Source organism: Sinimarinibacterium arenosum, assembly GCF_005047655.1.
Lineage (GTDB): Bacteria > Pseudomonadota > Gammaproteobacteria > Nevskiales > Nevskiaceae > Solimonas.
Genome location: NZ_SUKF01000010.1, coordinates 1 through 25,179 on the forward strand (window position 1 = coordinate 1; position 25,179 = coordinate 25,179).

Annotated in this window: 22 protein-coding genes and 1 pseudogene; 5 read left to right on the plus strand and 18 right to left on the minus strand. The window is 64.3% G+C overall.

Annotated elements, in window-relative coordinates; all coding sequences use genetic code 11:
* Positions 1 to 316: pseudogene (locus E4T66_RS21465) on the plus strand (PepSY domain-containing protein); the annotation flags it as partial.
* A 7-nt stretch (positions 317 to 323) separates the two neighbouring features.
* Here E4T66_RS21465 and kdsB read toward each other — a convergent pair.
* From kdsB to msbA, 4 genes are read right to left on the minus strand one after another with little or no spacing between them, the layout of a single operon-like run.
* Positions 324 to 1,085 (minus strand): 3-deoxy-manno-octulosonate cytidylyltransferase, encoded by a 762-nt coding sequence (kdsB, locus tag E4T66_RS18680; protein ID WP_136851529.1) that lies wholly within the window; start codon positions 1,083 to 1,085, stop codon positions 324 to 326.
* Between the two features lie 5 nt (positions 1,086 to 1,090).
* Positions 1,091 to 1,273, minus strand: coding sequence for a Trm112 family protein (locus E4T66_RS18685; RefSeq protein WP_211243037.1), 183 nt, complete (start codon positions 1,271 to 1,273; stop codon positions 1,091 to 1,093).
* Positions 1,274 to 1,275: 2 nt separating this feature from the next.
* Entirely contained in the window at positions 1,276 to 2,280 is a 1,005-nt protein-coding gene (gene lpxK, locus E4T66_RS18690; protein WP_136851137.1) for a tetraacyldisaccharide 4'-kinase, read from the minus strand.
* The gene (msbA, locus tag E4T66_RS18695; RefSeq protein ID WP_136851139.1) at positions 2,277 to 4,058 is read right to left on the minus strand and encodes a lipid A export permease/ATP-binding protein MsbA; all 1,782 of its coding nucleotides are present in this window, start codon (positions 4,056 to 4,058) and stop codon (positions 2,277 to 2,279) included. The genes lpxK and msbA overlap by 4 nt, the downstream gene beginning before the upstream one ends.
* 78 nt (positions 4,059 to 4,136) lie before the next feature.
* On the opposite strand from msbA, the gene E4T66_RS18700 reads away from it, so the two are divergent.
* A complete protein-coding gene (locus E4T66_RS18700) occupies positions 4,137 to 4,478 on the plus strand; it encodes a histidine triad nucleotide-binding protein (protein WP_136851141.1) in 342 nt (113 codons plus the stop codon).
* Positions 4,479 to 4,651: 173 nt separating this feature from the next.
* Here E4T66_RS18700 and E4T66_RS18705 read toward each other — a convergent pair whose 3' ends face one another.
* The 11 genes from E4T66_RS18705 to gltX form a co-directional block, all read right to left on the minus strand.
* Complete coding sequence (locus E4T66_RS18705; protein WP_211243028.1) at positions 4,652 to 6,073, minus strand: sulfite reductase subunit alpha; 1,422 nt, start codon at positions 6,071 to 6,073, stop codon at positions 4,652 to 4,654.
* A gap of 50 nt (positions 6,074 to 6,123) precedes the next feature.
* On the minus strand, positions 6,124 to 6,942 hold the full coding sequence (locus E4T66_RS18710) for a DUF4198 domain-containing protein (protein ID WP_136851145.1): 819 nt from the start codon (positions 6,940 to 6,942) through the stop codon (positions 6,124 to 6,126).
* 43 nt (positions 6,943 to 6,985) lie between these two features.
* Positions 6,986 to 7,534, minus strand: a complete 549-nt coding sequence (locus E4T66_RS18715) for a DUF2271 domain-containing protein (protein WP_136851147.1) — start codon at positions 7,532 to 7,534, stop codon at positions 6,986 to 6,988.
* Positions 7,535 to 7,555: 21 nt separating this feature from the next.
* Positions 7,556 to 8,218 (minus strand): PepSY-associated TM helix domain-containing protein, encoded by a 663-nt coding sequence (locus tag E4T66_RS18720; protein ID WP_136851149.1) that lies wholly within the window; start codon positions 8,216 to 8,218, stop codon positions 7,556 to 7,558.
* Positions 8,215 to 8,385 (minus strand): hypothetical protein, encoded by a 171-nt coding sequence (locus E4T66_RS21470; RefSeq protein ID WP_169577717.1) that lies wholly within the window; start codon positions 8,383 to 8,385, stop codon positions 8,215 to 8,217. The genes E4T66_RS18720 and E4T66_RS21470 overlap by 4 nt, the downstream gene beginning before the upstream one ends.
* A 2-nt stretch (positions 8,386 to 8,387) precedes the next feature.
* Entirely contained in the window at positions 8,388 to 9,077 is a 690-nt protein-coding gene (locus E4T66_RS18725) for a Fe2+-dependent dioxygenase (RefSeq protein ID WP_136851151.1), read from the minus strand.
* Positions 9,078 to 9,231: 154 nt separating this feature from the next.
* A complete protein-coding gene (locus E4T66_RS18730) occupies positions 9,232 to 11,574 on the minus strand; it encodes a catecholate siderophore receptor Fiu (protein ID WP_136851153.1) in 2,343 nt (780 codons plus the stop codon).
* A 205-nt stretch (positions 11,575 to 11,779) separates the two neighbouring features.
* On the minus strand, positions 11,780 to 12,631 hold the full coding sequence (locus E4T66_RS18735) for a M23 family metallopeptidase (RefSeq protein WP_136851155.1): 852 nt from the start codon (positions 12,629 to 12,631) through the stop codon (positions 11,780 to 11,782).
* A gap of 24 nt (positions 12,632 to 12,655) precedes the next feature.
* Positions 12,656 to 14,872 (minus strand): PAS domain-containing sensor histidine kinase, encoded by a 2,217-nt coding sequence (locus tag E4T66_RS18740; protein ID WP_136851157.1) that lies wholly within the window; start codon positions 14,870 to 14,872, stop codon positions 12,656 to 12,658.
* Between the two features lie 67 nt (positions 14,873 to 14,939).
* Entirely contained in the window at positions 14,940 to 16,847 is a 1,908-nt protein-coding gene (gene thrS, locus E4T66_RS18745) for a threonine--tRNA ligase (protein ID WP_136851159.1), read from the minus strand.
* A 27-nt stretch (positions 16,848 to 16,874) separates the two neighbouring features.
* Positions 16,875 to 18,305, minus strand: coding sequence for a glutamate--tRNA ligase (gene gltX, locus E4T66_RS18750; RefSeq protein WP_136851161.1), 1,431 nt, complete (start codon positions 18,303 to 18,305; stop codon positions 16,875 to 16,877).
* Positions 18,306 to 18,466: 161 nt separating this feature from the next.
* Between gltX and E4T66_RS18755 the strand changes: the two genes are divergently transcribed.
* The 3 genes from E4T66_RS18755 to hisI all read left to right on the plus strand — a co-directional run bounded on the left by E4T66_RS18755 (position 18,467) and on the right by hisI (position 20,643).
* Complete coding sequence (locus E4T66_RS18755) at positions 18,467 to 19,309, plus strand: 6-carboxytetrahydropterin synthase (protein WP_136851163.1); 843 nt, start codon at positions 18,467 to 18,469, stop codon at positions 19,307 to 19,309.
* A gap of 49 nt (positions 19,310 to 19,358) precedes the next feature.
* Positions 19,359 to 20,075 (plus strand): hypothetical protein, encoded by a 717-nt coding sequence (locus E4T66_RS18760; RefSeq protein ID WP_136851165.1) that lies wholly within the window; start codon positions 19,359 to 19,361, stop codon positions 20,073 to 20,075.
* Between the two features lie 91 nt (positions 20,076 to 20,166).
* Positions 20,167 to 20,643 (plus strand): phosphoribosyl-AMP cyclohydrolase, encoded by a 477-nt coding sequence (gene hisI, locus E4T66_RS18765; RefSeq protein WP_136851167.1) that lies wholly within the window; start codon positions 20,167 to 20,169, stop codon positions 20,641 to 20,643.
* A gap of 74 nt (positions 20,644 to 20,717) precedes the next feature.
* Here hisI and E4T66_RS18770 read toward each other — a convergent pair whose 3' ends face one another.
* From E4T66_RS18770 to E4T66_RS18780, 3 genes are all read right to left on the minus strand, one after another.
* Entirely contained in the window at positions 20,718 to 23,021 is a 2,304-nt protein-coding gene (locus E4T66_RS18770) for a DNA internalization-related competence protein ComEC/Rec2 (protein WP_136851169.1), read from the minus strand.
* 52 nt (positions 23,022 to 23,073) lie between these two features.
* Entirely contained in the window at positions 23,074 to 23,760 is a 687-nt protein-coding gene (gene lolD, locus E4T66_RS18775; protein WP_136851171.1) for a lipoprotein-releasing ABC transporter ATP-binding protein LolD, read from the minus strand.
* Positions 23,761 to 23,912: 152 nt separating this feature from the next.
* The gene (locus tag E4T66_RS18780) at positions 23,913 to 25,160 is read right to left on the minus strand and encodes a lipoprotein-releasing ABC transporter permease subunit (protein WP_136851173.1); all 1,248 of its coding nucleotides are present in this window, start codon (positions 25,158 to 25,160) and stop codon (positions 23,913 to 23,915) included.
* Positions 25,161 to 25,179: the final 19 nt, after the last annotated feature.

The following is a 25,179-nucleotide window of genomic DNA, read 5'->3' on the forward strand; positions in this document are numbered from 1 at the left end:
TCTGGATGTCTTTGCCACCGTCGATGGTCTGGACTGGCAGGCGCTGCCGGCCAATGCGTCCATCACCTGGGTCGAGCCGGCTGATCTGTCGGCCGAGCGTCAGAAGCAGATCCTGCCGTACACGCGACCGTCGATGCCGCTGGAGCAGGTGTTGATCGATGCCCACTCCGGACGTCTGTTCGGACGCTTCGGGCCCTGGGTCATCAACTGCGTCGGGCTCTCCGCACTCGCACTCTCCATCACCGGCATCTGGATGATGCGCCGGATGAATCAGGCCAGAAATAAAAATAAACGCGGGAAAAGTGCGTTGGTGTAGCGGGAGCCTAGCTGCTCAGGTGCGCCGCAGCAGCACGCAGATCTTCCTCGGTATCAATGCCGCGTGGCGGAGCGTTGTCGGTAATGCCCATGCGGATGCGCAGCCCATGGGTCAGCGCACGCAGCTGTTCCAGTGCCTCACATTCTTCCAAAGGTGCCGGTGACAGGGCACTGAATTCGGCCAGCGACGCTACGCGATAGGCATACAGGCCGATATGGCGGAAGGCGAGCGCCGACGGCAGCTTCGGCGCCTCGCGCGTAGCGCCGTCGCGCTGCCACGGAATCGGCGCGCGCGAGAAATACAGCGCGTAACCGCGGCGGTCCATCACAACCTTGACGACATTGGGATTGAGCCACTCGTCGAGCCGCTCCAGCGGATGGCATAGCGATGCGACCTGCGCCTGCGGATCGTCCGCCAGCAGCGCGGCGGCCTGACGCACCAGTGCAGGCGGCATCAAAGGCTCATCACCCTGCAGATTGACGACGATCGCATCCGGATTCCAGCCGGCCATCCGCGCAACTTCATCGGCCCGATCAGTGCCGGATTGGTGTTGCGCCGACGTCATGCGCACGTCCGCTCCGAAGGCACTGCAGACATCGCAGACTTCCTGTGAATCGGTGGCGATGACGACTTCTTCCGCACCGGAGCGGCGCGCCAGTTCCCAGACGTGTCGTACCACCGGTTTACCCGCAAGATCCAGCAACACCTTGCGCGGCAAGCGGGTCGAACCCAGACGCGCCGGGATCACCACCTTGAATGCGGCTTCCACGGCGATCACCGCGCCAGCTCCTCATCCGTCAGAGGACGCGCCTCCTCTTCCAGCATGACCGGAATGCCGTCACGCACCGGGTACGCCAGGCGCGAGGCCTTGCACCACAGTTCGTTGCGGTCCGGGCGCCATTCCAGCGGCGCCTTGGTCACCGGGCACACCAGAATGTCCAGCAGTCGCTTGTCGATCACTACGCTTTCCTCAGTCGTTGCAGCGATTGTTTCATACGCGCCGTATCCGCGGCGGACAGCTCCGCCACAGCCGGCACCTGCCACCACTGCGCTTGCGCGAATCCGCGGCATTTGACCGCGTCCTTTTCCGTCATCAACACCGGCAACGTGTCGCCAAATGCCAGGTCGTCCGCACTGTACGCATGGTGATCTGGGAACCCGTGCGGGATGACATCGATCCCCTGCCCGCGCAGTGCTTCAAAAAAACGCGGCGGATGACCGATGCCGGCCACCGCATGCACGCGCTGTCCGGCGAAGGCCGTCAGCGCCCGAACGTCCCCGCCTTGCAGATTGATTGCCTTGGACAAGGTCAACTGCATCTGCACCACTGGCAGCGCAGGATCACGCCAGCCTTGCAGATCCGCTTCGAGACCGCCGTTGACGACCACCCAATCCACTTCATGCAGACGCTGCGCCGGCTCGCGCAGCGGCCCGGCGGGCAGCAACGCCCCATTGCCAAGGCCGCGCGCCCCATCGACAACGCAAAGCTCCAGATCACGCGCGAGCCGATAGTGCTGCAGTCCGTCATCCGCGACCAGCACGTCGACCTCTCCGCTGTCGATCAACGCCTGCGCGGCGTCCCGACGCTGCGGTGCAATCATCAGCGGGCAACCCGTGCGCTGCACGATCAGCAGAGGCTCATCGCCGCAGGCGCGTGCATCGCCGTCGGCGCGTACCCGATACGGATACACCGGCGCACGTGCTCCGTAGCCGCGACTGATCACGCCCGGCCGCCAGCCCCACTCACGCAGGTGCTCGACCAGCCAGATCACCAGCGGCGTCTTGCCAGTTCCGCCAACGGAGATGTTGCCGACCACGATCACCGGCACCGCCAAGGGAGCGGCGACGGCGGACAATCGCTGACGACGCCGGCGCGTGATAGCGCCGTACAGCGCCGCCAGCGGCTGCAACAGCAGCGGAGGCGGACGCTTTGAGTACCAGCGCCGCAGCAGCGCCTCGCTCACGCCGCGTCTTCGAACTGCATGCGGTGCAGCGCCGCGTAAAGACCGTTTTGCGCCAGCAGCTCGGCGTGACTGCCGCTTTCGACGATCCGACCATCCTGCATCGCCACGATCAGATCGGCGTCCTGGATCGTCGACAACCGATGCGCGATCACCAGCGTCGTGCGCCCTTCGACCAGTTCCTCCAGCGCCGCCTGGATCAGGCGTTCCGATTCGGTATCCAGCGCCGAGGTTGCCTCGTCGAGGATCAGGATCGGGGCGTTCTTCAGCAAGGCACGCGCGATCGCCAGGCGCTGACGCTGGCCGCCGGACAACGCGGCACCGTTCTGTCCGATCGGCGTCTGCAGGCCCTGCGGCAGTTTCTCGATGAACTCCCAGGCGTGCGCGCGGCGCGCGGCATCCATGATCGCTGCATCGTCTGGCCGCGGCTCCATGCCATAGGCGATGTTGTCAGCGACGCTGACATTGAACAGCCGCACCTGCTGATCAACCAGCGCAATCTGCCGGCGCAGATCGGCCAGACGGTAATCGCGCAGGTCGTGACCGTCGACCAGGATTGCGCCCTGCTTCACATCGTAGAAGCGTGGCAGCAGCGACAGCAGTGTCGACTTGCCGCTTCCCGAGCGGCCGACGAACGCGATGGTCTGCCCTGGCTGGATCTGCAGACTGACATGCTTGAGCGCATCACCCAGCTCGTCGCGATAACTGAAGCTGACGTCGCGGAACTCGATCGCGCCCTGCGCGCGCTCCAGCGTGCGCTTGCCATCAACCGGTTCGCTCGGCTCATCCAGCGTGGCAAAGATCGACGCCGCCGCTGAGATGCCGCGCTGCAGGCGCTCGTTGACCGAGCCCATGTTCTTCATCGGCTGCATCAGCGACAGCATCGCCAGCATGAACGCGCCGAAGGTCCCGGCGGTCATGTTCTCGATCATGCCCGGCTGCGTCGCGAAGTAGACAATCGCCGCCACCGCCCACGCGGCGATGAACTGGATCACCGCGGCGCTGCCGGATCGCGTCGCCACAATCTTCATGCTGAGCCAGCGATTCCTCTCGTTGACGCGGCTGAATTGCTCGGACTCGAACGCTTGGCCGTTGTAGATCTTGACCACGCGCTGACCGCTCACCGCTTCGTCGACAGCCTCGGTGACATCACTGACCGAGGTCTGGATGCGACCGCTGATCTTGCGGAAGCGCACGCTGACGTAGCGGATGATCAAGGCGATGACCGGCACCACCACGAACGCAAACGTGGTCAGCTTCCAGTTCAGCCAGAACATCAGCAGGATGTAGAACAGGATCGTCAGGCTGTCCTTCAGCACATTGGTCAGTACGGTGCTTGAGGCGTCCGCCAGCTGCTCGACGTGATAGGTCGCCCGCGCAATCAGCTGGCTCGAGCTGACGCGGTCGTAGAAACGCACCGGCAGGCTCAACAGCTTGCCGAACAGCTCGGCGCGCACGTCTTTGACCACACGCCGTGCGACCCACGCCATGCCATAGCTCGACGCGAACATGCTAATCGCACGCAACAGGAACAGGCCGACGATCATCAGCGGCATCGCGCGGATGTAGGTCGGGTTCTGCTCGACGAAGGCCTTGTCCAGCAGCGGCTTGATCATCGCCGCAAAACTGGCATCGATCGCTGCGAATCCCGCAGTCGCCAGGGACGCCAGCAACATCACCCGCCAGTGCGGCAGTGAATAGTTCAGCAGCCGCCGGTAGGTGGGCCATGGCTTGAGAATGGCCTCCTCGGGGATATCGTCCGCGATGTGTTTGTTCTTCATGCGCCTGGGCGGTTCGGGGGCGCCTATGCTACCAATTCGCCTACACTGCCGGCAGAACCCGCCCCGCAAGGCTCCACGATGTCCAAAACGCTATTCGAAAAGATCATCGACCGCGAACTCCCCGCCACGATCGTCTACGAGGACGAGCTGTGCGTCGCCTTTCGCGACATCAACCCCGGCGCGCCGACCCATATCCTGCTGGTCCCGCGCCAGCCGATGGTGAAGCTGTCCGACGCCGAACCTTCCGATCAGGCCTTGCTCGGCCATCTGATGCTGACCGCACCCAAGATTGCTGCGGCCGAGGGGTATGGCGACGCGTTCCGGCTGGTCGTCAACAACGGCGCCGCCGCCGGACAGTCGGTGTTTCATCTGCATTTGCATATTCTTGCCGGCCGTCCGATGAAGTGGCCGCCCGGCTGAGCCGCTACTGTCATTCACCGCGTTCCGGCTGAGTGCCTGCACCGGCAAGAATCTGCATTTGCATCCATTGTCTGATCGGCTCGCACGCGAGCCGGGGCTTGCCGGCCGTCCGATGAAGTGGCCGCCCGGCTGAGCCGAGCCTGGCCATCTGCTCGCCCGTGCCGGCGCGGCATTCAGTACACATCCCGCCGATACCGGCCTTGCGTCCGCAGCGCGTCGACGGCGTCGGCGCCCAGCACCTCACGCAAGACCGCATCGACGCCAGGTGCCATGCCGTGCAGGCTGCCGCAGACATAGAGGCAGGCGCCGCCGGCGATCCACTCGCGCAGCGTGTCTGCCGCCGCGCGCAGGGCGTCCTGCACGTAGCGCACGGGCTCGCCGTCGCGCGAAAACGCCAGATCGACGCGCGCCAGAACACCCCCAGCGCACCATGCCTCGATCTCGTTCCGACACAGAAAATCGTGGCGACGGCTGCGTTCGCCGAACAGTAGCCAGCACGGCGCCGCCGCAAGCTGCGCCCTTTCGCGCAGATGAGCCCGCAGCCCGGCGAGGCCGGTGCCGTTTCCGATCAGAATCATCGGCACGTCGGCCGGCGGCGGGTGAAAGCCGTGATTCTCGCGCACCCGCAACGCGATGTCGGCGCCCAGCGGCGCCTGCTCGGTCAACCAGCCGGAACCGGTGCCAGTTCGCCCGTTCGGATGGCGGACCTGGCGCACCATGAGTTCAATGCGGCCGTCATCGGCCGTCGACGCAATTGAGTAAGTCCGCTGAACAGTCTCGCCACTCACCGGCACACGGATCTCGACCAGATCGCCCGGGGTCCAGCCCGGCGCCTCCGCTTCAGGCTCCAGCACGAGCCGGAACACCGCTCCGCCGACACTTCCAGGATTCAGATGCTCTCGGGCCTGCAGACGCCATCGGTCATAGCGGGGTGACACCCGGTCTGCAGCCGCCGGCACACCCCCCAGCGCTGACAGCGCCTGTTGCCACTGACGCAGCGCGCGCGGATCGCCCCGATCGACTTCGATGCGGTCGAACACCGGCCGCGCGCCGCAATCCCGCAACCAGACATCCAATTCGACGCCAAAGCCGCAATAGCGGGCGTAGCCGCGGTCGCCCAGCGCCAGCAGGCCGTAATGCAGTCGCGAAAGATCGGGCCGTGTGCGCATCGCCCCGCGCTCGAACGCAAACGCATTGTCTGGCGGCTCGCCCTCGCCGGTGGTACTGATGACGAACAGGCAGGTTCCGCCCGTCTCCAGTGCCGAAGCATCCAGTGCGCCCAGCGCAGCACAGGCAGTCGACACGCCGGCCTGCCGCAGCTGATCGGCGCTGCGCAGCGCGATGCGTTCCGCGGTCCCGGTCTGGCTGGCGTGGAGGATACGGATGCCGGCCGCCGGGACCACGACGGCGTTTCGGCTGCGACGGCGCCAGGCCCCTGCCGTGCAGGCGCCCAGATACAGCAGCACGACGAGCGCGGCCGCCATTCCCCGGCGGGTGTCGGGAATGTCCCAGACCCAGGCCTCGGGCTGCGTCACCGCAGCCAGCGCGGCGATCCCCAGCAGAACCGCTGGCAGTCCGATCGGACCCCACCGCACGGAAAACACCGGGACGCGTGACATTCCGAGCGGGGATGCCGTGCAATCGCTCAGGGCGACAGCACTTCGAACACGCCGGTGTAGCTCGCACTGCGCGATGTCGCCGGCGGCGTGGCGTGATCGTCCTGCACCGACGCATTGACCCAGTACAGGCCCGGTCCCGGCCACGCGATGGTTAAGCGACCGTCGGCATCGGTCTTCAGTTCGATCGGCTGTACGGCGTCGCGATAGCGGATGCCGTCGGCAATCACCTCGACTGCGAGGTCGCGTGCCGGCTTGCCGTCCAGCACCAGCCGGAACGTCGCCGACTCGTTGGCGTAGAGGTCATTGAACGCAGTCACCGGTGTCAGCTCCAGACCCTTGCCGCTGGGCTTGAGCGCGGTGTCGTTGGGTTGACCGGCGGTCACGTAGGTCTCAAGGCGACGGATCATTTCACTGACACGCAGATTCTGCGCATCGGCCGGCACCGCCTTGGCGAATCCTTCCGCGGTAAAAGCCTCACCCCGCCCCGGCCAGCGCCGGCGCTGCTGAGCTTCCTCCCACATCGCTGACATGCCCTGCATGACGATGGCGATCCTGTAGGTGCCTTCCTGGGCCAGCTGCAAATCGAAGCTGCTGCGCAGCGTGCCGGTGGAAACGTTCTCCGGCTGCGCCGACGTGCCGTCCGGCGCCGTGATCTGCAGATGGTCCAGACGCAGCGGTGCATGGTCCTTGACGAAGGGCTGGGTCGACGCGCCGCCGTCGAAGGTCACCCACTGCCCCGTACTCAGGACGGTCTTGGACGGCTGCAGCCAGGTGTTGTGTGCGAGCGCAGCGACCGGCAGCAACAAGGCCGGCAGTGCCGCAACGGCCCGATGACGAATCTTCATGGTGTTCTCCTGAAACAGTCTGGATTCGGAACGGGGTTCCGGGTCAGGGGGCGAAGCGCAGGCTGAGTGTTCCCAGCTCACTGTGGCCCTCGGCGGTCAGCGTCTGCGCAGCGGCCGGCGGCCATGCGAACGGAATTTCCAGCAGTTCGCGACCGCCTTCCTCGCGCGCCGCCTCGACGCGCAAGGTGTAGGTGCCCGCGGTAAACGCAGGCAGTGCGCCCTCGCCGGGAACGAAACGCACCTGATGGTCACCGACCGCGCGCGTGGCGCCGCTGACACCGTCCATCGGCATCTCCAGCGCGCGTCCGCCACGGCGCCACCACTGGCGCAGATCGGGCAGCCACTTGGTCCCGCGCTCGGCATTGCCGACTTCCGGGCCTGCGCCGCCGCCCTTGCGATCCTGCTGATACCAGACCATCAGATGGGCCGCGACCTGACGGTCGCTGTCCTCGATCCAGGCGGCCACGTAGGGCCGGTGATACTCGGCAACCTCCAGCTGCGGAATCTGCACCGCGACTTCGAACTGCTGCGCCGCGACAGGCGCCGCCGCCAGTACACCGAACCACAAAACGCTCATGGACAGATAACGCATGACAATCCTCAGGAAACCTTCTTAATGAATGAACACGATGGCGAGCAGCAGCGGCGCGACAACGCCGAGACCGACCATCGGCCAGGTCGCGCCCCGCTGCGCCGCATGCAGCTTCAGCAGCAGCAGCCCGCTCAGTGAGAAAATCACACAGGCCACCGCAAACACATCGATGAACCAGCCCCAGGCGGCGCCGGTGTTACGTCCCTTGTGCAGGTCGTTGAAGTAGGCGATCCAACCGCGATCGGTGCGCTCGTATTCGATGCGGCCGTGGTCCAGCGTCACACTGAGCCAGGCATCGCCGCCGGGGCGCGGAAGGCTCAGATACACCTCGTCGTCGGACCACTCGGCCGGGCGCAGACCGATGCGCAGCGACCATTGCGCGTCCATCCAATGCCGCAACGCCGGCGGCAACGCGCCCTGCTCGTCTGCCGCCGCACGCACGCTGCGCAGAACCGCATCCGGCAGCGTTGCCGTCAGCGTGGTCACCGCCGGACGGCTGCTAATCTGGGCGGCATGGTTCAGCGTGATGCCGGTCAGGCTGAACAACAGCATCGCCGCCAGACACACCGCCGAGCTGATCCCGTGCCATTGCCGCAGCGTTCTCGACCACGCCGCACGTCGCTGCGCACCATTCGCACGGGCGCTGCTATCCACAACGGTCTGGGCCGATCTTGCCGGCGTCATGGCGCAGTCGCCGGGGTGACGACAGCAGCCTGCACGATGAACGCGACCTGCAACGGCTGGTCCACCAGCGGCCGCACCACGTCCCGCGCGGCAAACGCCAGCAGGCGCCGCCGGTCGATCACCTGCGGCGTGCGCAGGTCGATGCGTGTTATCGCCGCGGCACTCACGCTCAGACTTCCGCCCAGCTGCGCAGCAGGTTGTGGTAGACGCCGGTCAGCCGCAACACTGCGGCGGCATCGGCGCCACTGCGGCGCAGTGTCTCGATCGACGTGTCCATCTCGAACAGCAGGCGCCGACGTTCCTCGCTGCGCACCATGCTCTGCACCCAGAAGAACGACGCCAGCCGTGCTCCGCGCGTCACCGGATTGACCTGGTGCAGACTGCTGGACGGATACAGCACCATGTCGCCCGCCGGCAGCTTGACCGTGTGTTCGCCGTAGGTATCCGCGATCACCAGCTCGCCGCCGTCGTATTCGTCCGGCTCCGCCAGGAACACTGTGCAGGAAACGTCCGAGCGCACATGCAGGCTGCCGCCGGCGGCACGGCCGATCTGCATCACCGAACCATCGACGTGAAAGCCGTAAGTGCCGCCGCCCTGATAGCGATTGAACCGCGGCGGTAGTACCCGCAGCGGAAAGGCCGCCGCGAAGAACAGCGGATTGCGCTCCAGCGCTGCCGACACGATGCGTCCCAGCTCCGCCTTCAGCGGTGAGGCATCCGGCAGCTGCTCGTTGCGCTTGACCTGGGCGCCCTGCACACCGACGGTCTCGCGACCATCGGTCCAGTCGGCCGCGTCCAATGCGCTGCGGATCGCGGACAGCTCATCCTGACCCAGCACCCCCGGAATCTGCAGCATCATGATGCGGCAGCTCCGCGACGCACTGTCCTGAACCCGCGTACGCGATGACGCGGACGGTTCCTGCAATTGAGTGGATTCCGCAATAGCGATCGGACGTCCATGGGCTGAGAGATTCCTGGCATTGAACGAAGTGAGCGGTGCGTCCGCGACGGCGCTAGAAACGGAAGTCCGCGCTGATCAGGAACGTGCGCGGCGTGCCCGGCGTATAGCGGTAGCCGCTCTTGTTGATCGACGCGACGTATTCCTCGTCGGAGAGGTTGTAACCATTCACGCGCAACACCACGTTCGAGGTGGCCGCATAGGACACGACGGCGTCGTAAACCGTGTACGACTCAGTCGTCGTCGGCGTTCCCACGGCGCCATCGTTGCCGCGATGCAGCCCATCGGAGTAGCGCGCGCCGGCGCCGACGGTCAGCCCGAACGGGAAACGGTAGGTGCTCCATCCAGTGAAGGCGTCGTCGGGCGTATAGGTCAGATTGGAAGTGCCGTCGACGGCCACCGTCGCGCCTTCCTCGACGCTGGTCTTCATGTGCGTGTAGCCGGCCGAAACCGACCAGTTCTCGGTGATGCTGCCGACCGCGGACAGCTCGACGCCCTCTACCCGCTTCTCGCCGGTCTGGGTCGGATTGCCGTCGTCGTCGGTGACCTGGGTGTTGATCTCGTTGGTGACGTTGGTGCGGAACAGCGCCAGATTCACGGTCAGCGCCTCATCCAGCAGATCCCACTTGGTGCCGACCTCGATGGTCTCAGCCTTCTGCGGGTCCATGTTCGGATTGTTGAGGTTGCTGGCCGAGGTACTGAGCTGGAAATTCGCGCCGCCCGGCGGTTGCTGCGAGATCGCGTAGTTGGCGTAGAAGCTGCCGGTTTCCAGCGGCTTGTACACCGCACCCAGCTTCCAGTTGATCAGCGTATCGTCGGCCTGGGCGTCGATGGTTTCGACAATCGTGCCGATCGGCGCGCCGTTGCAGGAGACCGCGCCGCGCCCGCTGCCATCATTACAGACTGCGGTGCCGCGGTATTCGGTCTCGTAGCGATCCGCACGCAGGCCCCCGGTGACCAGAAACTGAGACCCGAACTTCAGCGTGTCGAACACGTACAGCGAGATGGTATCGGTCTGCCCTTCGGCACCGGCGCCATTGCGTGACCACGACAGATCACCCTCCTGGCTCCAGTCCGGATCGTAAAGACTGGTTGCAGGCCGGCTGCCACTGGAGCTGATGCTGTGCGTGGTCTGCTCCTCACGCGTGATCTCGACGCCGGCGCTGAGGTTGTGCGTAATGCCGCCGGTGGCGATGTCCACCCGCAGATTCAGCTGGTCCGCCAGAATCCGGTTCTGCTGGTCCCTGAACGTGGAGAGGCTGCGCGCAAAGGTGTAGGTCGACAAGTCATCAGGATCCGTCCACTGCACGTTGCCGGTCGGATTGCCGTCCTCGTCCAGCGCACTGGTGGTCATGAATGCCGTCAGCAGATAGTCCTGCGTGGTCTGTCCCCAGCGCGCAATGTTGCTCAGCTTCAATGCATCTGAAAAATCATGTTCGAACCGCACCGTCGCCATCTGCGCGGTGACGGAGTCGTGGTCGTCGCGCGTGCCGTAGAAATTCTCCGGATCCACCGGATGTCCGGCGAGTGGCTCCAGACCCGGCTGCGGCGTCCAGCCGGGTAGTCCGATCGTCGGCACGAAGCCGTCCGGAATGTTGTCCTGCTGCACGTAGAGCAGATTGACGTAGGCGCGCGTGGCGCCACCCAGTCCGAAGCCCAGCGACGGCGCGATGCCGGTGCGCTTGTTCTCGACGTGATCACGACCGGGCACTTCGCTGTCCTGCCACAGCACATTCAGCCGCAACGCGCTGCCGGCCAGATCGCCCAGCGTCTGGTTCAAATCGGCCGTGGCGCGCTGCTGCCCGTCGGTGCCGATGGATACGGAACCGGACACCGCGTTGCCCAGGAGCGCCTGCTTGCTGACCAGATTGATCGCGCCGGTCGGCGCGCTGCGGCCGTTGTCGGTGCCGGCCGGCCCCTTCTCGACCTCGATCTGATCGATGTTGAACACGTCGCGCGAGATCGAGCCCAGATCGCGCACGCCGTCGACGAAGATGCTGCTGGAGGTGTCGAAACCGCGCATGTAGACGGCATCCCCGGTCGCGGTGTTGCCGTTTTCACCGGCGTAAAAGGTGCCCACCGCCGGACTGTTGCGCAGCGCCTCGGTCAGCGTGGTGGCCCCCTGCTGGCTGAACAGGTCGCTGGTGATGACCTGGATCGTCTGCGGCGTGTCGCGCAGCGGCTGCGTGAATTTCGTCGACTGCACCGCGTCGGCCTTGTACGGCGCGGCGCCGTTTGCCTCGACCTTGATCTCTGGCAGCTGCGTGGCTTGATCCTTCGCGGCCGCGGCCGCGGCGGTGTCGGCGGTCGTCGTCGTCGCGGACGTCTGCTGGGCGACGGCAGGCAAGGCATAGGCCGCAAACATCGCGGCCGCAATACGGCTCAAGCGGAATTCCATAGTGGCAGGCTCTCTGTTGCGCGAATCGTTGGAAGCGCGCACGCGACACCGTCCCCAGCGCGCGTGCTGCGATGCGCTTCTGGGTGGGCCGGGAGTGAAGACTGCCTGGAAGCGAATTAATCCTATATGAGAATAATTCGCATTACAATAGATGCCAGCAATTTGCCGCCCCGCCCGAGCAAGGTTCGGGCGGAATTCGCAGGATTTACTGCGCCTGAGCGGACGTCATCGGCGGGACCAGCAGCGCGGCATCGACCCGCGCATCGAACCAGTTCACGCGCCAGTCCAGGTGCGGTCCGGTGGCCCGGCCGCTGACGCCCGACAGCGCGATCAGATCGCCCTGCTTGACCTCCTGCCCGACACTGACCAGCAGCTTCGACAGATGCAGGAGGGCCGAAGACAGGCCATGTCCATGATCGATCATCAGCGTCGCGCCGGTGTAGTACATATCCGGATGCGCCAGGCTGACGATGCCGCCAGCGGGTGCATATACCTTGGTCCCCACCGGAACCGCCACATCGACGCCATAGTGCGGCTGCTTGGGCTGGCCGTTGAGGATGCGCTGCGAACCGAACACGCCGGAGATGCGCCCCTGGCACGGCCAGAGAAACGCCTCGGAAAAAGCGTCGATATCGGTATCGCGCGCACGCGCGGCGGCCACCAGCTTCTGATCCTCGCGGATCCGCTGCAGCACCTTGGCCGGGGGGCTCACCATGTTCTGCGGCAAGCCATCGATGCGCTGAATCTGGTAGTCGCGCGGGGAGACCGCCTGCTTTAGGATCGTCGGCGCCGCGCCCGGAAGCTGCACCTTGAGCTCGACGCTCGCCGGCGCATCGCGATCCAGACCGAGCACGAAACGCCCGTCGTCCGTCAGCCTCAGCGCCTTGCCATCAAGCCAGACTGCCGTCCCCGGCATGGCCTGCCCGACGATCACGCCGCCCTGTGTCCATTGCCCTGCCATCTGCAACGACGATTGCGCTAAGTCCTCGGCCTGCGCCGACGACGCCCAGAAACCCCAGGCACAACACAGCGCGGCAAAAACCACTCTTGCATTCATAAGATTGACTGAACTGAATTCGGGTCAGATGGATTTCAGCGTAAAGAAGAAGGTCGCGCCTTTGCCCGGCTCCGACTCCACCCAGATATTGCCACCGTGATGCTCTACGATCTTCTTGCAGATCGCCAAACCAACCCCGGTGCCCTCGTATTCCTCACTGGTGTGCAGTCGCTGGAATATTAGGAAGATCTTCTCGCGGTATTCCGGTGCCAGACCGATGCCATTGTCGCGCACCGAAAATTGCCAGAACTCACCCAGCCGCTGGGCGCTGACATGGACATGCGGGTGCTCTCCCGGCTGGAACTTGATGCCGTTGGACACCAGATTCTGCATCAGCTGCACCAATTCATGCTCGATACCGGTGACGCGTGGCAGCGGATCGTGAGTGATGCGCGCCCCGCGCGATTCGATCTGTGCGCGCAGCTGGCGCTCGACCTGTGCCAGCACTGCCTCACAATCGACATCGGACATCGACTTGTCGACGGTACTGACGCGTGAGAACGCCAGCAGATCGTCGATCAAGGCCTGCATGTGCTCGGCGCTCTGCGTGATATAGCTGAGAAATTCCGCGGCCTGTGCATCGAGCTGGTCGCCGTAACGTTTCTGCAGCAGCTGCGAAAAGCCGGACAGACTGCGCAGAGGCGCACGCAGATCATGCGAAGCGACATAGGCGAACTGCTCCAGTTCGCGGTTGCTGCGTTTCAGGCTTTCCGCGTAGTCGGCAAGCTGCTGCTCGAACGCCTTGCGCTCGGTGATATCGCGTACCGCTGCGGTCACCAGCGAACCTTCCGAGGTCTGCAATGGCCCCAGACTGATCTCAACCGGGAATTCGCTGCCATCCTTGCGTCGCGCCCACAGATCCAGCCCGGTCCCCATCGGTCTCTGGCGCGGATCGCCAATGAAGCGGTTGCGATGTGCCTCGTGTTGCTCGCGCAGACGTTCCGGAATCAGGGTCTCGATCGGTTGCCCGATCATTTCGTCGCGACTGAACCCGAACACCCGCTCGGCACGCGCGTTGACCAGCGCAATCCTTCCCCGTGTATCAATGATCACCATCGCATCCGGAGCCGTCTCCAGCAGGTCGCGGAACTTGCTCTCGGCCTTTTTGTACTCGCTGATGTCACGACCAATGGTCGACGCACCGACGATGCGGCCCTGGGCATCGCGGATCGGCGAAATCGTCAATGACATCTCGACCCGGCGTCCGGATTTATTGATGCGTTCAGTTTCGTAGTGCTTGATCTGCTCGCCACGCCGCACACGCTCGAGGATCTCCATTTCCTCGCCCTGGCGCTCGGGCGGACACAGCAGCTCCACCGGCTGGCCGATGATCTCCTCGGCCGCATAGCCGTACATCAGCTCGGCGGCCTTGTTCCAGCTGGTAATGCGTCCATTGATGTCCTTGCCCAGGATCGCGTCATTGGACGATTCGACGATGGCCGCAAGCCGCGTGGCCGCATCGCGTTCACGCTTGCGATCGGACACATCGCGCACGGCAGCGGTGGCCCACGTCCCCTCCTCGGTGTCGAGCGGACTGAGGCTGATCTCGACGGGGAATTCGCTGCTGTCCTTGCGCCGACCCAGCAGCTCCTGGCCGGCGCCCATCTCACGCACCTTAGGCGTATCGAAATAGCCAACACGGTGATCGATATGCCGTGCACGCAGGCGCTCGGGGATCAGTACCTCGATCGGCTTGCCGATCAGCGAATCACGGTGATAGCCGAACAGGCGCTCGGTCTGCGCGTTGACCAGGCGAATCACCCCTTTGTCGTCGATGATGACGATGGCGTCCGGAGCCGTCTCCAGCAACGCACGGAACTTGTCATTCGCGCGCTTGCGATCCGAGGCATTGCGGATTGCCGCCATCACGAACAGCCCACGATCGGTCCGGATCGGACTCAGGCTGATCTCGACCGGAAATTCGGTACCGTCCTTGCGCCGGCCCGGCAGTTCGACGCCAACCCCCATTTCCCGCGCACGCGGCTCGGCAAAGAAGCCTTCACGCCGCATCAGGTGCCCGCTGCGATACTTGTCGGGGACCAGCTGTTCAACCGCCAGACCAATCAGCTCGTGCCGGCTGTAGCCGAACAAGCGCTCGGCCTGCGCGTTGACCAGCACGATCCGCCCCTCGGCGTCGATCAGCACCATGCCATCCGGCGCAGACTCCACCAGATCGCGATACCAACGCGGATCGATTGAAGCCTGCACCGGCTGAGCGGAACCGTTGTCGTCAGCGTTCATGCGGCGCCTTGTGGAACACAGGTCACCGCATCATCGCACCCCCGGCAGTCCGGGAGCGAGCGCCGGGTCAGACGCCGTCAACCAGGCGTCGAACGGCGTCCGCCAGCGGCAGCGTTTCCTGCTGTTCGGTGCCGCGCAGACGCAAGGTCACCGTGCGCTCCTCGGCTTCCTTGCGCCCGACAACGACGATCACCGGCACCTTCTGCGTCGCGTGCTCACGAATCTTGTAGTTGATCTTCTCGTTGCGAAGGTCGCTCTGCACGCGCACGCCGGCCTGGCGCAGCGCCTGAGTCACCTCACCGGCATAGCCGTCGGCGTCCGACACGATCGGGGCCACAACCGCCTGCACCGGTGACAGCCAGTACGGCAGGCTGCCGGCATGGTGCTCGATCAGGATGCCAATGAAACGTTCCATTGAGCCGACGATCGCACGGTGCAGCATGACCGGATGCTGGCGCTGCGACTGTTCGTCAACGTATTCGGCGCCGAGGCGCTCCGGCATCATGAAGTCGACCTGCATCGTGCCGACCTGCCAGGCTCGGCCAATCGAGTCCTTCAGGTGGTATTCGATCTTCGGACCATAGAACGCACCCTCGCCGGGTAGCTCGGTCCACTCGACACCGGCGGCGCGTAGCGCCGCGCGCAGGGCGCTCTCGGCACGGTCCCACACCGCATCGGAGCCCAGACGCTTGTCGGGACGCAGCGCGATCTTGATCGACAGATCGGTGAAGCCGAAGTCCTCGTAGACCTTCATCGCCTGCCGATGGAATGCGGTCACCTCGGATTCAACCTGGGCTTCGGTGCAGAAAATGTGGCCGTCATCCTGGGTGAACGCACGCACGCGCATGATGCCGTGCAGCGCGCCGCTGGGCTCGTTGCGGTGGCAGCCGCCAAACTCGGCGTAGCGGATCGGCAAGTCGCGGTAGCTGTGCAGGCCGGCGTTGTAGATCTGCACGTGGCCCGGGCAGTTCATCGGCTTGACCGCGTAGGTGCGCTTTTCCGATTCGGTGAAGAACATGTTCTCGTGATAGTTGTCCCAGTGACCGGACTTCTTCCACAAGCTGACGTCCATGATCTGGGGGCCACGGACTTCCTGGTAGCCGCTGTCGCGGTACACGCCGCGAACATACTGCTCGACGGCCTGCCAGATCGCCCAACCCTTGGGGTGCCAGAACACCATACCCGGCGCCTCTTCCTGCTGATGAAACAGGTCGAGCTGCTTGGCCAGCTTGCGGTGGTCGCGCTTCTCCGCCTCCTCGACCTGCTTCAGATAGGCCTTGAGCTCGTCGTCGTTCGCGAAGCACACGCCGTAGATACGCTGCAGCTGCGCGTTGTTTGCATCGCCGCGCCAGTACACACCGCCGACTCGGATCAGCTTGAACGCGCTGCCGAGCTTGCCGGTGGACGGCAGATGCGGACCCAGGCACATGTCGAGCCAGTTGTCGCCCTGCTTGTAGATCGTCAGTTCTTCGTCGGCGCCGATGCCTTCGCGAATCCATTCGGCCTTGAACGATTCGCCCTGCGCTTCAAAGTGCGCGATTGCGGCCTCACGCGCCCAGACCTCGCGGGTAATGGGCAGATCGCGCTTGACGATGTCCCGCATACGCTGCTCGATCGCCTCAAGATCCGCCTCGGTAAATGGCGTATCACGGGCGAAGTCGTAATAGAACCCGACGTCGGTCGCCGGCCCGAAGGTGATCTGGGTGCCCGGAAACAGCTCCTGTACCGCCTGCGCCAGAACATGCGCGGCGTCGTGGCGGATGACTTCCAGCGCTTCGGGCTTGTCGCGGGTGATGATGCTGATCGCCGCGTTGCGGTCGATCGGCCGGCTCAGATCCCACTGCTCGCCGTCTACCGTAATGACAGCGGCCTTCTTGGCCAGCCCGGGAGAAATGCCGCGAGCGATGTCCATACCGGTCACCGGCGCGTCGAAGGCCTTGACGTTGCCGTCGGGGAAAGTGATTTCAATTGCCATGATGAATTCTTCTGATGTTGGTGTCGTTCAGGATCGATTGCGGATATACGCTGCGGCGGCCGTCAGCCGCTCGAGCGTTCGCGTTCGTCCCAACAGCACCAGGGTCTGATCGATCGGCGGCGACACCGCCATGCCGACCACGGCAACACGGATGGGCTGGGCAACCTTGCCGAGACCCAGCTGGCGCGCTTCGGCGACGCCATGCACCGCCTGGTGTACCGCCTCCGGCGTCCACTCCAGCAGTGACGACAGCGCTTCCACCAAGGCGTCCAGGATCTCTGCCGCGTCCGCAGTGAGATGCTTGGCGGCGTCCTTCTCGTTGTAGCCGCTCAGCTCGTCGTAGAGGAAGTGCGATTTCTCCGCCATTTCCAGCAAGGTCCTGCACCGCTCGCGCTGCGCCAGAATGACGTCTTCGATCCTGGGGCCGTTCGCGAGATCGAGCCCCATGCGGCGCAGATGCCACTCGAATTCGGGCGCGACTACCGCTACATCCGCTGTCTTCAGATACTGGTGATTGACCCAGTACGCCTTCTCCATGTCGAAGCGCGAAGCCGAACTGGACACATTGCGGAAATCGAACAGATTGATCATTTCCTCGCGCGTGAACAACTCCTGGTCGCCATGCGACCAGCCCAGACGCACCAGATAATTCAGCATCGCCTCGGGGAGGAAGCCCATCGCGCGATATTCCATCACGCCGAGCGCACCGTGGCGCTTCGACAGTTTGGATCCGTCAGAGCCAAGGATCATCGATACATGCGCATACTGCGGCGTCGGCGCACCCAGCGCCTTGAAGATGTTGATCTGACGCGGCGTATTGTTGACGTGGTCGTCACCACGAATGACCTGGGTGATGCCCATGTCCCAGTCGTCAATGACAACGCAGAAGTTGTAGGTCGGCGTGCCGTCTGCGCGTGCAATGATGAGATCGTCGAGTTCACGGTTGTCGAACACGATCTGGCCCTTGATCAGGTCATCGATTACGACCTGACCCTCCGCTGGATTGCGGAAGCGCACCACCGGCGGCACGCCGTCCGGCGGCGGCGGCAGGGTCTTGCCGGGTTCCGGGCGCCAGCGACCGTCGTAGCGCGGCTTCTCCTTGCGCGCCATCTGTTCGTTGCGCATCTGGTCCAGCTCGTCGCGCGTGCAATAGCAGTGATACGCCGTGCCGGCTTCGAGCATCTGCGCAATCACGGTCTTGTAGCGGTCGAAACGCTGGGTCTGGTAGATCGGTTCGAAATCGGACTTCAGGCCCAGCCAGTCCATGCCCTCGAAGATCGCGTCGACCGCTTCCTGGGTCGAGCGCTCGATATCGGTATCCTCGATCCGCAGCAGAAATTTGCCGCCGTGGCGCTTGGCATAAAGGTAGGAAAACAGCGCAGTGCGCGCACCGCCAATGTGAAGAAAGCCGGTCGGGCTGGGCGCAAAACGCGTGGTAATCGAAGAACTGGCGGTCATTTTCTGGGTAGTTCGTGCATGGGCACGCCTGGAAGCGGCGGGAAGACCAGCCTAGAATTCTCGTTCCGGGCCTCCCGATCCGCAGCGCGCGCTTTGGAAGCCGCACATTTTAGACTATCGGCGCCCTGCCCCCGCACCCCCGCCGAGCAAACCCTTCATTTATGTCCCGTCTGTTTGTCGAACAGCTGACTGTCATTGACTGCGCCTTCCTCGACGCGGCCCGCGGCTTGGTCGGTGAAAGCTGGATCGTCGACATCGAGCTGGATGGCGACCTCGACGACCAATCGATGGTGCTGGACTTCGGCGAGGTCAAGAAACGCTGCAAGCAGCTGATCGACCAGAGCGTCGACCACAGCCTTCTGGTGCCGGCGCAGGCCACCGAATTGATGGTGCAGAACGGCGATGACAGCCTGCACCTGCTGTTCCGCTCGGATCTGGGCGCGATCGAGCACATCTCACCTGCCGCTTCGGTCACCCTGATCGATACCGACGAAATCGACGCCGAGGCGGTTTGCGCCCATCTGCGCCCGCTGTTGCATGCGCAGCTGCCGGAGAGCGTGCGCGCGGTCAATCTGCAACTGCGCACCGAAGTCATTCCAGGCGCCTACTATCACTACGCGCACGGCCTGAAGAAACATGCCGGAGCGTGCCAGCGTATTGCCCATGGACATCGTTCCAAGATCGAAATCCGTGTCGACGGCGAACGCGACGCCGCACTGGAAATGCGCGTCGCCAGCGGCTGGCTCGATGTTTATCTCGGCAGTCGCGAGGATCTTGTCGCGCGCGGCAATGGCCGCATGCGATTTGCCTACACCGCCCCCCAGGGCCACTACCAACTGGCGCTGCCCGAATCCCACGTCGACCTGTTCGACGGCGATACCACGGTCGAACGCATCGCCGAGCACCTGGCACGGCTGCTGGCGCCGCTGCGCCCAGGCCGCACGGTGCAGGTCCGGGCGTACGAAGGGGTGATGAAAGGCGCGGTTGCGGAACAACGCGGGTAAGTCTTTCCATTCACGCCGGATTCAGCTGCAGCGGTGCAGACTGTCGGGCATGAGTCGGAAAACCGCATCTGTTCTGCTGATCCTCGGCGGCGCGCTGAGCCTGACAGGCTGCGTCGGCTATCCAGTCTATGGCCCCGGAGAAGTCTACGGCGGCGCGGTCTATGGACAGAGTTACGGCTACCCCGTCTACAACGACAACCATTGGTCGTACTACGACCAGTATCCGTACGGTTACCGACCCTACGGCTATTCCAGCTACAACTACTACAACTATTCTGGCGCACCCTATCTTTATTCGCGCCCGTCGCCGTGGTACGGCTACGGTTGGGACGATGACCACCGCAACGATCATCGACGCCCACCGCCCGGTCATGTTTATCGCCCTGGCGAAGGTCATGACCACGACAACGACCATGATGGCAATCACGGCTCACGCCCACCAACGAACCGGCCACCGGCAAATGGCGGCTGGGCGGGCATCGCGCAACCCATCGTGAAACCCCGGCCGGGCAGCAATCAGTCGAACCAGCCGCCGCCACGGACCGACCATCGCATCGACAATAATCCGCCGCGCCAGCAACGGCAGAGCATCACGCCGCCGCCGCGGACCGCGCCACAGCCCACACCGCGCCCGACACCCGGACGGGTCATACGGGAACGCGATCCGGAGCGCGACGTCGCGCCGAAACCGGGCACAGAACGCCGGGAGCGTCCGGAACGACAGACCCAGCGTGACGTCGACGCCGAGCGCCAACGCCAGCGATGAGCGCTCCTGCGCAGGAGCCTGCCGGCCGAGAGCCGAATCAGGCATTTGTGGTATAAAAGCGCCCCATTTTTTGCAGCCCAGCGCATCCCCCATGGCCGCAGACATTCACTTTTTCCCCCGGGTCAGCATCGAGCAGGTCGAGGAAGGCAAGGAACTTGCCCCGAAATTCGACGAAGAAGGTCTGATCCCCTGTGTCACGACCGCCGCGCAGTCCGGTGAGGTGTTGATGCTCGGCTACATGAATGCCGAAGCGCTCAAGCGCACCATCGCCACCGGTGAAGCACACTACTGGTCCCGTTCACGTCAGGTGCTGTGGCACAAGGGCGCGACCAGCGGCCTGGTGCAGAAAGTGGTCGAACTGCGCGTCGACGACGACCAGGATGCAATCTGGCTGCGTGTGGACGTCGTCGGCGACGCCAGCTGCCACGTCGGCTTCCGCTCGTGCTTCTACCGTTCGGTGCCGGTTGGCACAGGACCGGACGTGCGCGAACTGGCATTCGAGGAAGCCGAGAAGACCTTCGATCCGAAGGAAATCTACGGCGACGCGCCGAATCCGACCAAGCTGTAGCAGCAGTTTCCAGTTTGTAGTTTCCGGTTTCCAGGCTAGCGCCTGAGCGGCGCTGCGGAAGCGATAAACTGCTTTCAAGGCTCGGCCGCGGTGTTCCACCAATGTCGATGTTGGCGGCGCCATGCCTCGGCCACCGGCTCACCGTCCGGCCCCATGGTGATTGTGATCGCGCCCTCAACTCCGGTCGTGAACAGCACCGCCCCACGCTCGCGGTAGCGCGCCACGACCTCCGGCTTGGGGTGACCGTAGCGGCTGCGCCATCCGGCGGGGAACACGACCCACTGAGGCTGCACCGCAGCGACGAAGGCCCGTGTCGACGACGTGCGGCTGCCATGATGCGGGGCAATCAGCACATCGGCATGCAGCTGCTGCGGATGCGCTCGTAGCAGCTGCTTCTCGGCACCGTGCTCGATGTCTCCTGGCAACAGCACATCGAATACGCCATCGATATGCAGCACGCAGGAACCATTGTTATCGGACCACGCACCACCGTCCGGATGCAGCAGCTCGAATTGCACGCCATCCCAGGTCCAGGCTTCACCCTCAAGGCAGGGCCGCCCCTGATCCGTACCGATCTCGTCGCCGACATCAAGCAGTGATCGAACCGCTGCGACGCCGCCGGCATGGTCATTGTCGCCGTGCGACAACAGCAGGCGATCGATCCGACGCACGCCTTGCTGTAGCAGATACGGCACCACCACAGAGCGCCCGGCATCGAAACCTTCGTCCCACGCAGGGCCGGCATCGAACAGCAGTGTGTGATTCGCGGTCCGCACCACGACGGCCAGCCCCTGCCCCACATCCAGTACCGTCAGCTGCAGGCGTTCGACCTCCTGTGTCTGCGGCCACGCCAGCGGCAGCAATCCGATCAGAGCCAGATGCCGCAGCGGCAGGCCTCGCGGCGCAAACGCCAGGATCGCGCCGATGCAGGCCAGCGCGAGGGTCGCAACATCGGCACCGGCAGGAATCCAGGCCTGCGGCGCTATCTGCGCAGCCCATTGCAGTGCCACATCAACCCGGTCCAGCGCCCAGGCGCTGAGCTGCAGGGACAGGGGCCCTACCGTGGTCGAACCCATCGCCAGTAGCGTTGCGATCAGAACCACCGGCGTCAGCACGGTAAATACCGGCACCGCCATCAGATTCGCGAGCGGTGACAGCCATGCGAGGCCGCCGAAGAAATACACCGTCAGCGGCATCAGCATCAGGCTGAGAAACAACTGTACGACCAGAACGGTCCGCCACGCCGGCATGGCACGCCAACGCCCCAAAGTGACATAGAAAATCGCGGTGACGGCACCAAAGGACAGCCATAAGCCGGGACTCAACACCGCCATCGGGTCGAGCATCAGGATCAGTGCCCAGGCGTAGCCCAGCGAACGCAGCGGACGGCTGCGTCTCGCCAGCAGCGAGGCCGCCACCAGGACGAGCAGCATGATCAGTGCGCGTGTCACCGGCGGCTCAAAACCGGCGAGCAATGCGTATACCGTTGCCACCATCGCCGAACCCACCAGACCGACCCGCTGCGCCGGGACAACAAGACACAGGCGCGGCCACAGCGACCAGGTCCAGCGCAGCAACAGGAAGGCGAAACCGCCGACGATGGCCAGATTGAAGCCCGAGATCGCGATCAGATGCGTGGTGCCGGTGAGTCGGTAGCGATCCCAGTCAGCATCACGCAAATCCGACGTGTCGCCCACGCTCAGCGCCAGAATCAGCGCTGCCGGCGTTCCGCGACCCAGCACCGCATGGACGCGATCGACCACACTCTGGCGCAGACTCAGTACCACATCCCGATGGACTTCCGTGCACGGCCTGCCCTCGACCACGCTGGCGGTCGCGCCGATACCCTCGCGCAGCAACCACGCTTCGTAGTCGAATCCGCCGGGATTGAGCGAGCCATGGGGACTGCGCATGCGCAGACGCAACACCCAGCACTGCGCCCCGCTCGGCTCGGCCTCGCTGCGATACCAGCTGACGCGGATGCGGCGAGGAAAGTCGTTTCCGACCGCGCCTGCATCCGGAGTAAACAAGAAGCGCCACGTGGGCAACTCCTCATCCGCGTGTTGCCGTCGCTCCGGCAGCGACGAGATCACGCCGCGAAGCTCGACCGTTTCGCCGTGCCGCCGGGCGGGCCAGCGCTGATCCAGATAACGCTGCGCCTGCCAGGTGGTCAGCAGCAGCCCGAGCACCAGGGCGCCCCATAGCGCACGGCCGCGCCACGGCAGCAAAGTCGAGACGGCGGCAATGCACAGGAGCAGCAGCGTCGGCAGCTCCGGCAGGGCATGCACACACAGCACACCGACAGTGAAGCCCGGCACCATATGCAGCGGGTCCACCGCGGCGCGCGGCTTCAGGACACGCTGAATCGAGTCCCACACCCGCCACCCCTCCCACACACGTCCGACCACAATGAGCGGCGCGCGTTGTTATCTATTCGAGAGGTGTATTAAGCCCGGAGGCGTCCAAGGTCAAGACGCGATCCATGCGTCGTGCCAGATTCAAGTCGTGCGTCACCACGACAAGACTGGTACCGAACTCCTGATTCAGCGACACCATCAGGTCGAACACGCGCTCGGCCGTGCGCGCATCCAGATTGCCGGTCGGCTCATCGGCCAACACGCAGGCCGGCTGCGTCACCAATGCACGCGCCACCGCGGCACGCTGGCGTTCACCGCCGGACAACTCACCCGGCTTGTGCTGCAGGCGTTCGCCCAGGCCCACGCGTTCCAGCACATCGCGCGCACGCGCATAGGCGTCGCGCTCGGGATCGCGGCGGATCAGCAGCGGCAGCGCCACATTTTCGAGCGCGCTGAATTCTGGCAGCAGATGATGAAACTGGTAGACAAAGCCCAGCGCGCGGTTGCGCAAGCGTCCACGCTCCGCATCCGACAGCGCCGACATGCGTTGGCCGGCGACCCAGACTTCGCCGGCGGTGGGCGTTTCAAGGCCGCCGAGGCAATGCAGCAGGGTCGATTTTCCGCTGCCACTGGCACCAACGATGGCGACACGTTCGCCCGCGGCAACTTCGAGGTTGATGGCCTTCAGCACATCCAGATGCAGGCGTCCGTCATCGAACGTCTTGGACAGACCGGAGGCTTTGAGAATGCTATCGGTCATTCCCGCACTCCCCCAGCGCCGCACAGTCCACTTGTGAGGCCACGATCCCTGGACTGCACCCGAGGCCTTCGACTCTTTTCCATTGGGGCTGCCCCTTCACGACGCTACGATCCCCAGGCTGTGCCTGGGGCCCCTCCACGCTGTTCAGGGGCTTACTCATACCGCAGCGCCTCCGCCGGTTGGACGCGCGAGCCACGCCAGGCCGGATACAGGGTCGAGAACAGGCCCAGTGCCAGCGAAAGGCCGGCGATCCGGATCACGTCGCCCGGCTCCAGCTGCGACGGCAGTTCGCTGATGTAGTACACATCCGGCGACAGGAACTGCTGTCCCATCAATCGCTCCAGCAGCGGCACCAGACTCTCGACGTTGAGCGCCAGCGCAATGCCGCCAGCGACGCCCAGCAGGGTACCGACGATGCCGATGATCGACCCCTGCACCATGAAGATCGCCATGATCGAACGCGGCGTCGCGCCGAGCGTGCGCAGAATCGCGATGTCGGCCTGCTTGTCCTGAACCACCATCACCAGGGTCGACACGATATTGAACGCGGCGACGCCGACGATCAGCGACAGGATGATGAACATCACCATCTTCTCGGTCTTCACTGCGCGGAAGAAATTGGCGTGGCTGCGGGTCCAGTCGGACACGTAGAACATGCCCGGCAAGGTTCCGGCCAGATCGCGCGCGACCTGCGGCGCCTGGAACAGGTCGAACAGTTTCAGGCGCACGCCAGTGACGCCCTCGCCCAGACGCAGCAGCGCCTGGGCATCCTTCATATGAACCAGCACCAGACCGCGGTCGAACTCGTACATGCCAACCTGGAAGATGCCGGTCACTGTGAAACGGCGAAACCGTGGCAGCACACCGGCCGGCGTCACACTGGCCTGCGGAATCATCAAATCGACATGATCGCCCAGGGTCGCGCCCAGCGATGTTGCCAGTTCATAGCCCAGGATGATGTTGTAGGCCCCTGGCTGCAGCGAATCCAGCGAACCCGCCTTCATGTTGGCGCCGATATCGGAGACCTTGACCTCCTCCTCCGGCAGAATGCCGCGCAGCAGCGTCCCCGAGAGTTCACCACCAACCTTGACCATGCCCTCGCCCTCGATATACGGCGCAACGCCTTCGATCGAGGAATTTTTCATCGCCGAATCGGCCACCTGCGGCCAGTCTTCAAGGCTACCGCGAAACGCTGAAATCGATGCGTGCGAAGCCATGCCGAGGATGCGCGTCCGCAGCTCGCGCTCGAAGCCGTTCATCACCGACAGCACTGTGATCAGTGCGGTCACGCCGATCGCGATACCGAGCATCGACGCCATCGAGATGAAGGAAATGAAATGGTTGCGCCGCTTGGCGCGCGTATAGCGCAGGCCGGCATACAACTCGTAGGGATTGTGCACGGGGGATCGGTCAATTGTT

What these genes read in the sequence shown, in the direction of transcription:
- gltX (WP_136851161.1), bottom strand. Translation starts at nt 18,305, where the DNA reads ATGACCGCCAGTTCTTCGATTACCACGCGTTTTGCGCCCAGCCCGACC.
- hisI (WP_136851167.1), top strand. Translation starts at nt 20,167, where the DNA reads ATGGCCGCAGACATTCACTTTTTCCCCCGGGTCAGCATCGAGCAGGTC.
- E4T66_RS18740 (WP_136851157.1), bottom strand. Translation starts at nt 14,872, where the DNA reads ATGAACGCTGACGACAACGGTTCCGCTCAGCCGGTGCAGGCTTCAATC.
- E4T66_RS18755 (WP_136851163.1), top strand. Translation starts at nt 18,467, where the DNA reads ATGTCCCGTCTGTTTGTCGAACAGCTGACTGTCATTGACTGCGCCTTC.
- lolD (WP_136851171.1), bottom strand. Translation starts at nt 23,760, where the DNA reads ATGACCGATAGCATTCTCAAAGCCTCCGGTCTGTCCAAGACGTTCGAT.
- E4T66_RS18710 (WP_136851145.1), bottom strand. Translation starts at nt 6,942, where the DNA reads ATGAAGATTCGTCATCGGGCCGTTGCGGCACTGCCGGCCTTGTTGCTG.
- msbA (WP_136851139.1), bottom strand. Translation starts at nt 4,058, where the DNA reads ATGAAGAACAAACACATCGCGGACGATATCCCCGAGGAGGCCATTCTC.
- E4T66_RS18715 (WP_136851147.1), bottom strand. Translation starts at nt 7,534, where the DNA reads ATGCGTTATCTGTCCATGAGCGTTTTGTGGTTCGGTGTACTGGCGGCG.
- E4T66_RS18720 (WP_136851149.1), bottom strand. Translation starts at nt 8,218, where the DNA reads ATGACGCCGGCAAGATCGGCCCAGACCGTTGTGGATAGCAGCGCCCGT.
- E4T66_RS18760 (WP_136851165.1), top strand. Translation starts at nt 19,359, where the DNA reads ATGAGTCGGAAAACCGCATCTGTTCTGCTGATCCTCGGCGGCGCGCTG.
- E4T66_RS18730 (WP_136851153.1), bottom strand. Translation starts at nt 11,574, where the DNA reads ATGGAATTCCGCTTGAGCCGTATTGCGGCCGCGATGTTTGCGGCCTAT.
- E4T66_RS18725 (WP_136851151.1), bottom strand. Translation starts at nt 9,077, where the DNA reads ATGATGCTGCAGATTCCGGGGGTGCTGGGTCAGGATGAGCTGTCCGCG.
- E4T66_RS18700 (WP_136851141.1), top strand. Translation starts at nt 4,137, where the DNA reads ATGTCCAAAACGCTATTCGAAAAGATCATCGACCGCGAACTCCCCGCC.
- thrS (WP_136851159.1), bottom strand. Translation starts at nt 16,847, where the DNA reads ATGGCAATTGAAATCACTTTCCCCGACGGCAACGTCAAGGCCTTCGAC.
- E4T66_RS18735 (WP_136851155.1), bottom strand. Translation starts at nt 12,631, where the DNA reads ATGAATGCAAGAGTGGTTTTTGCCGCGCTGTGTTGTGCCTGGGGTTTC.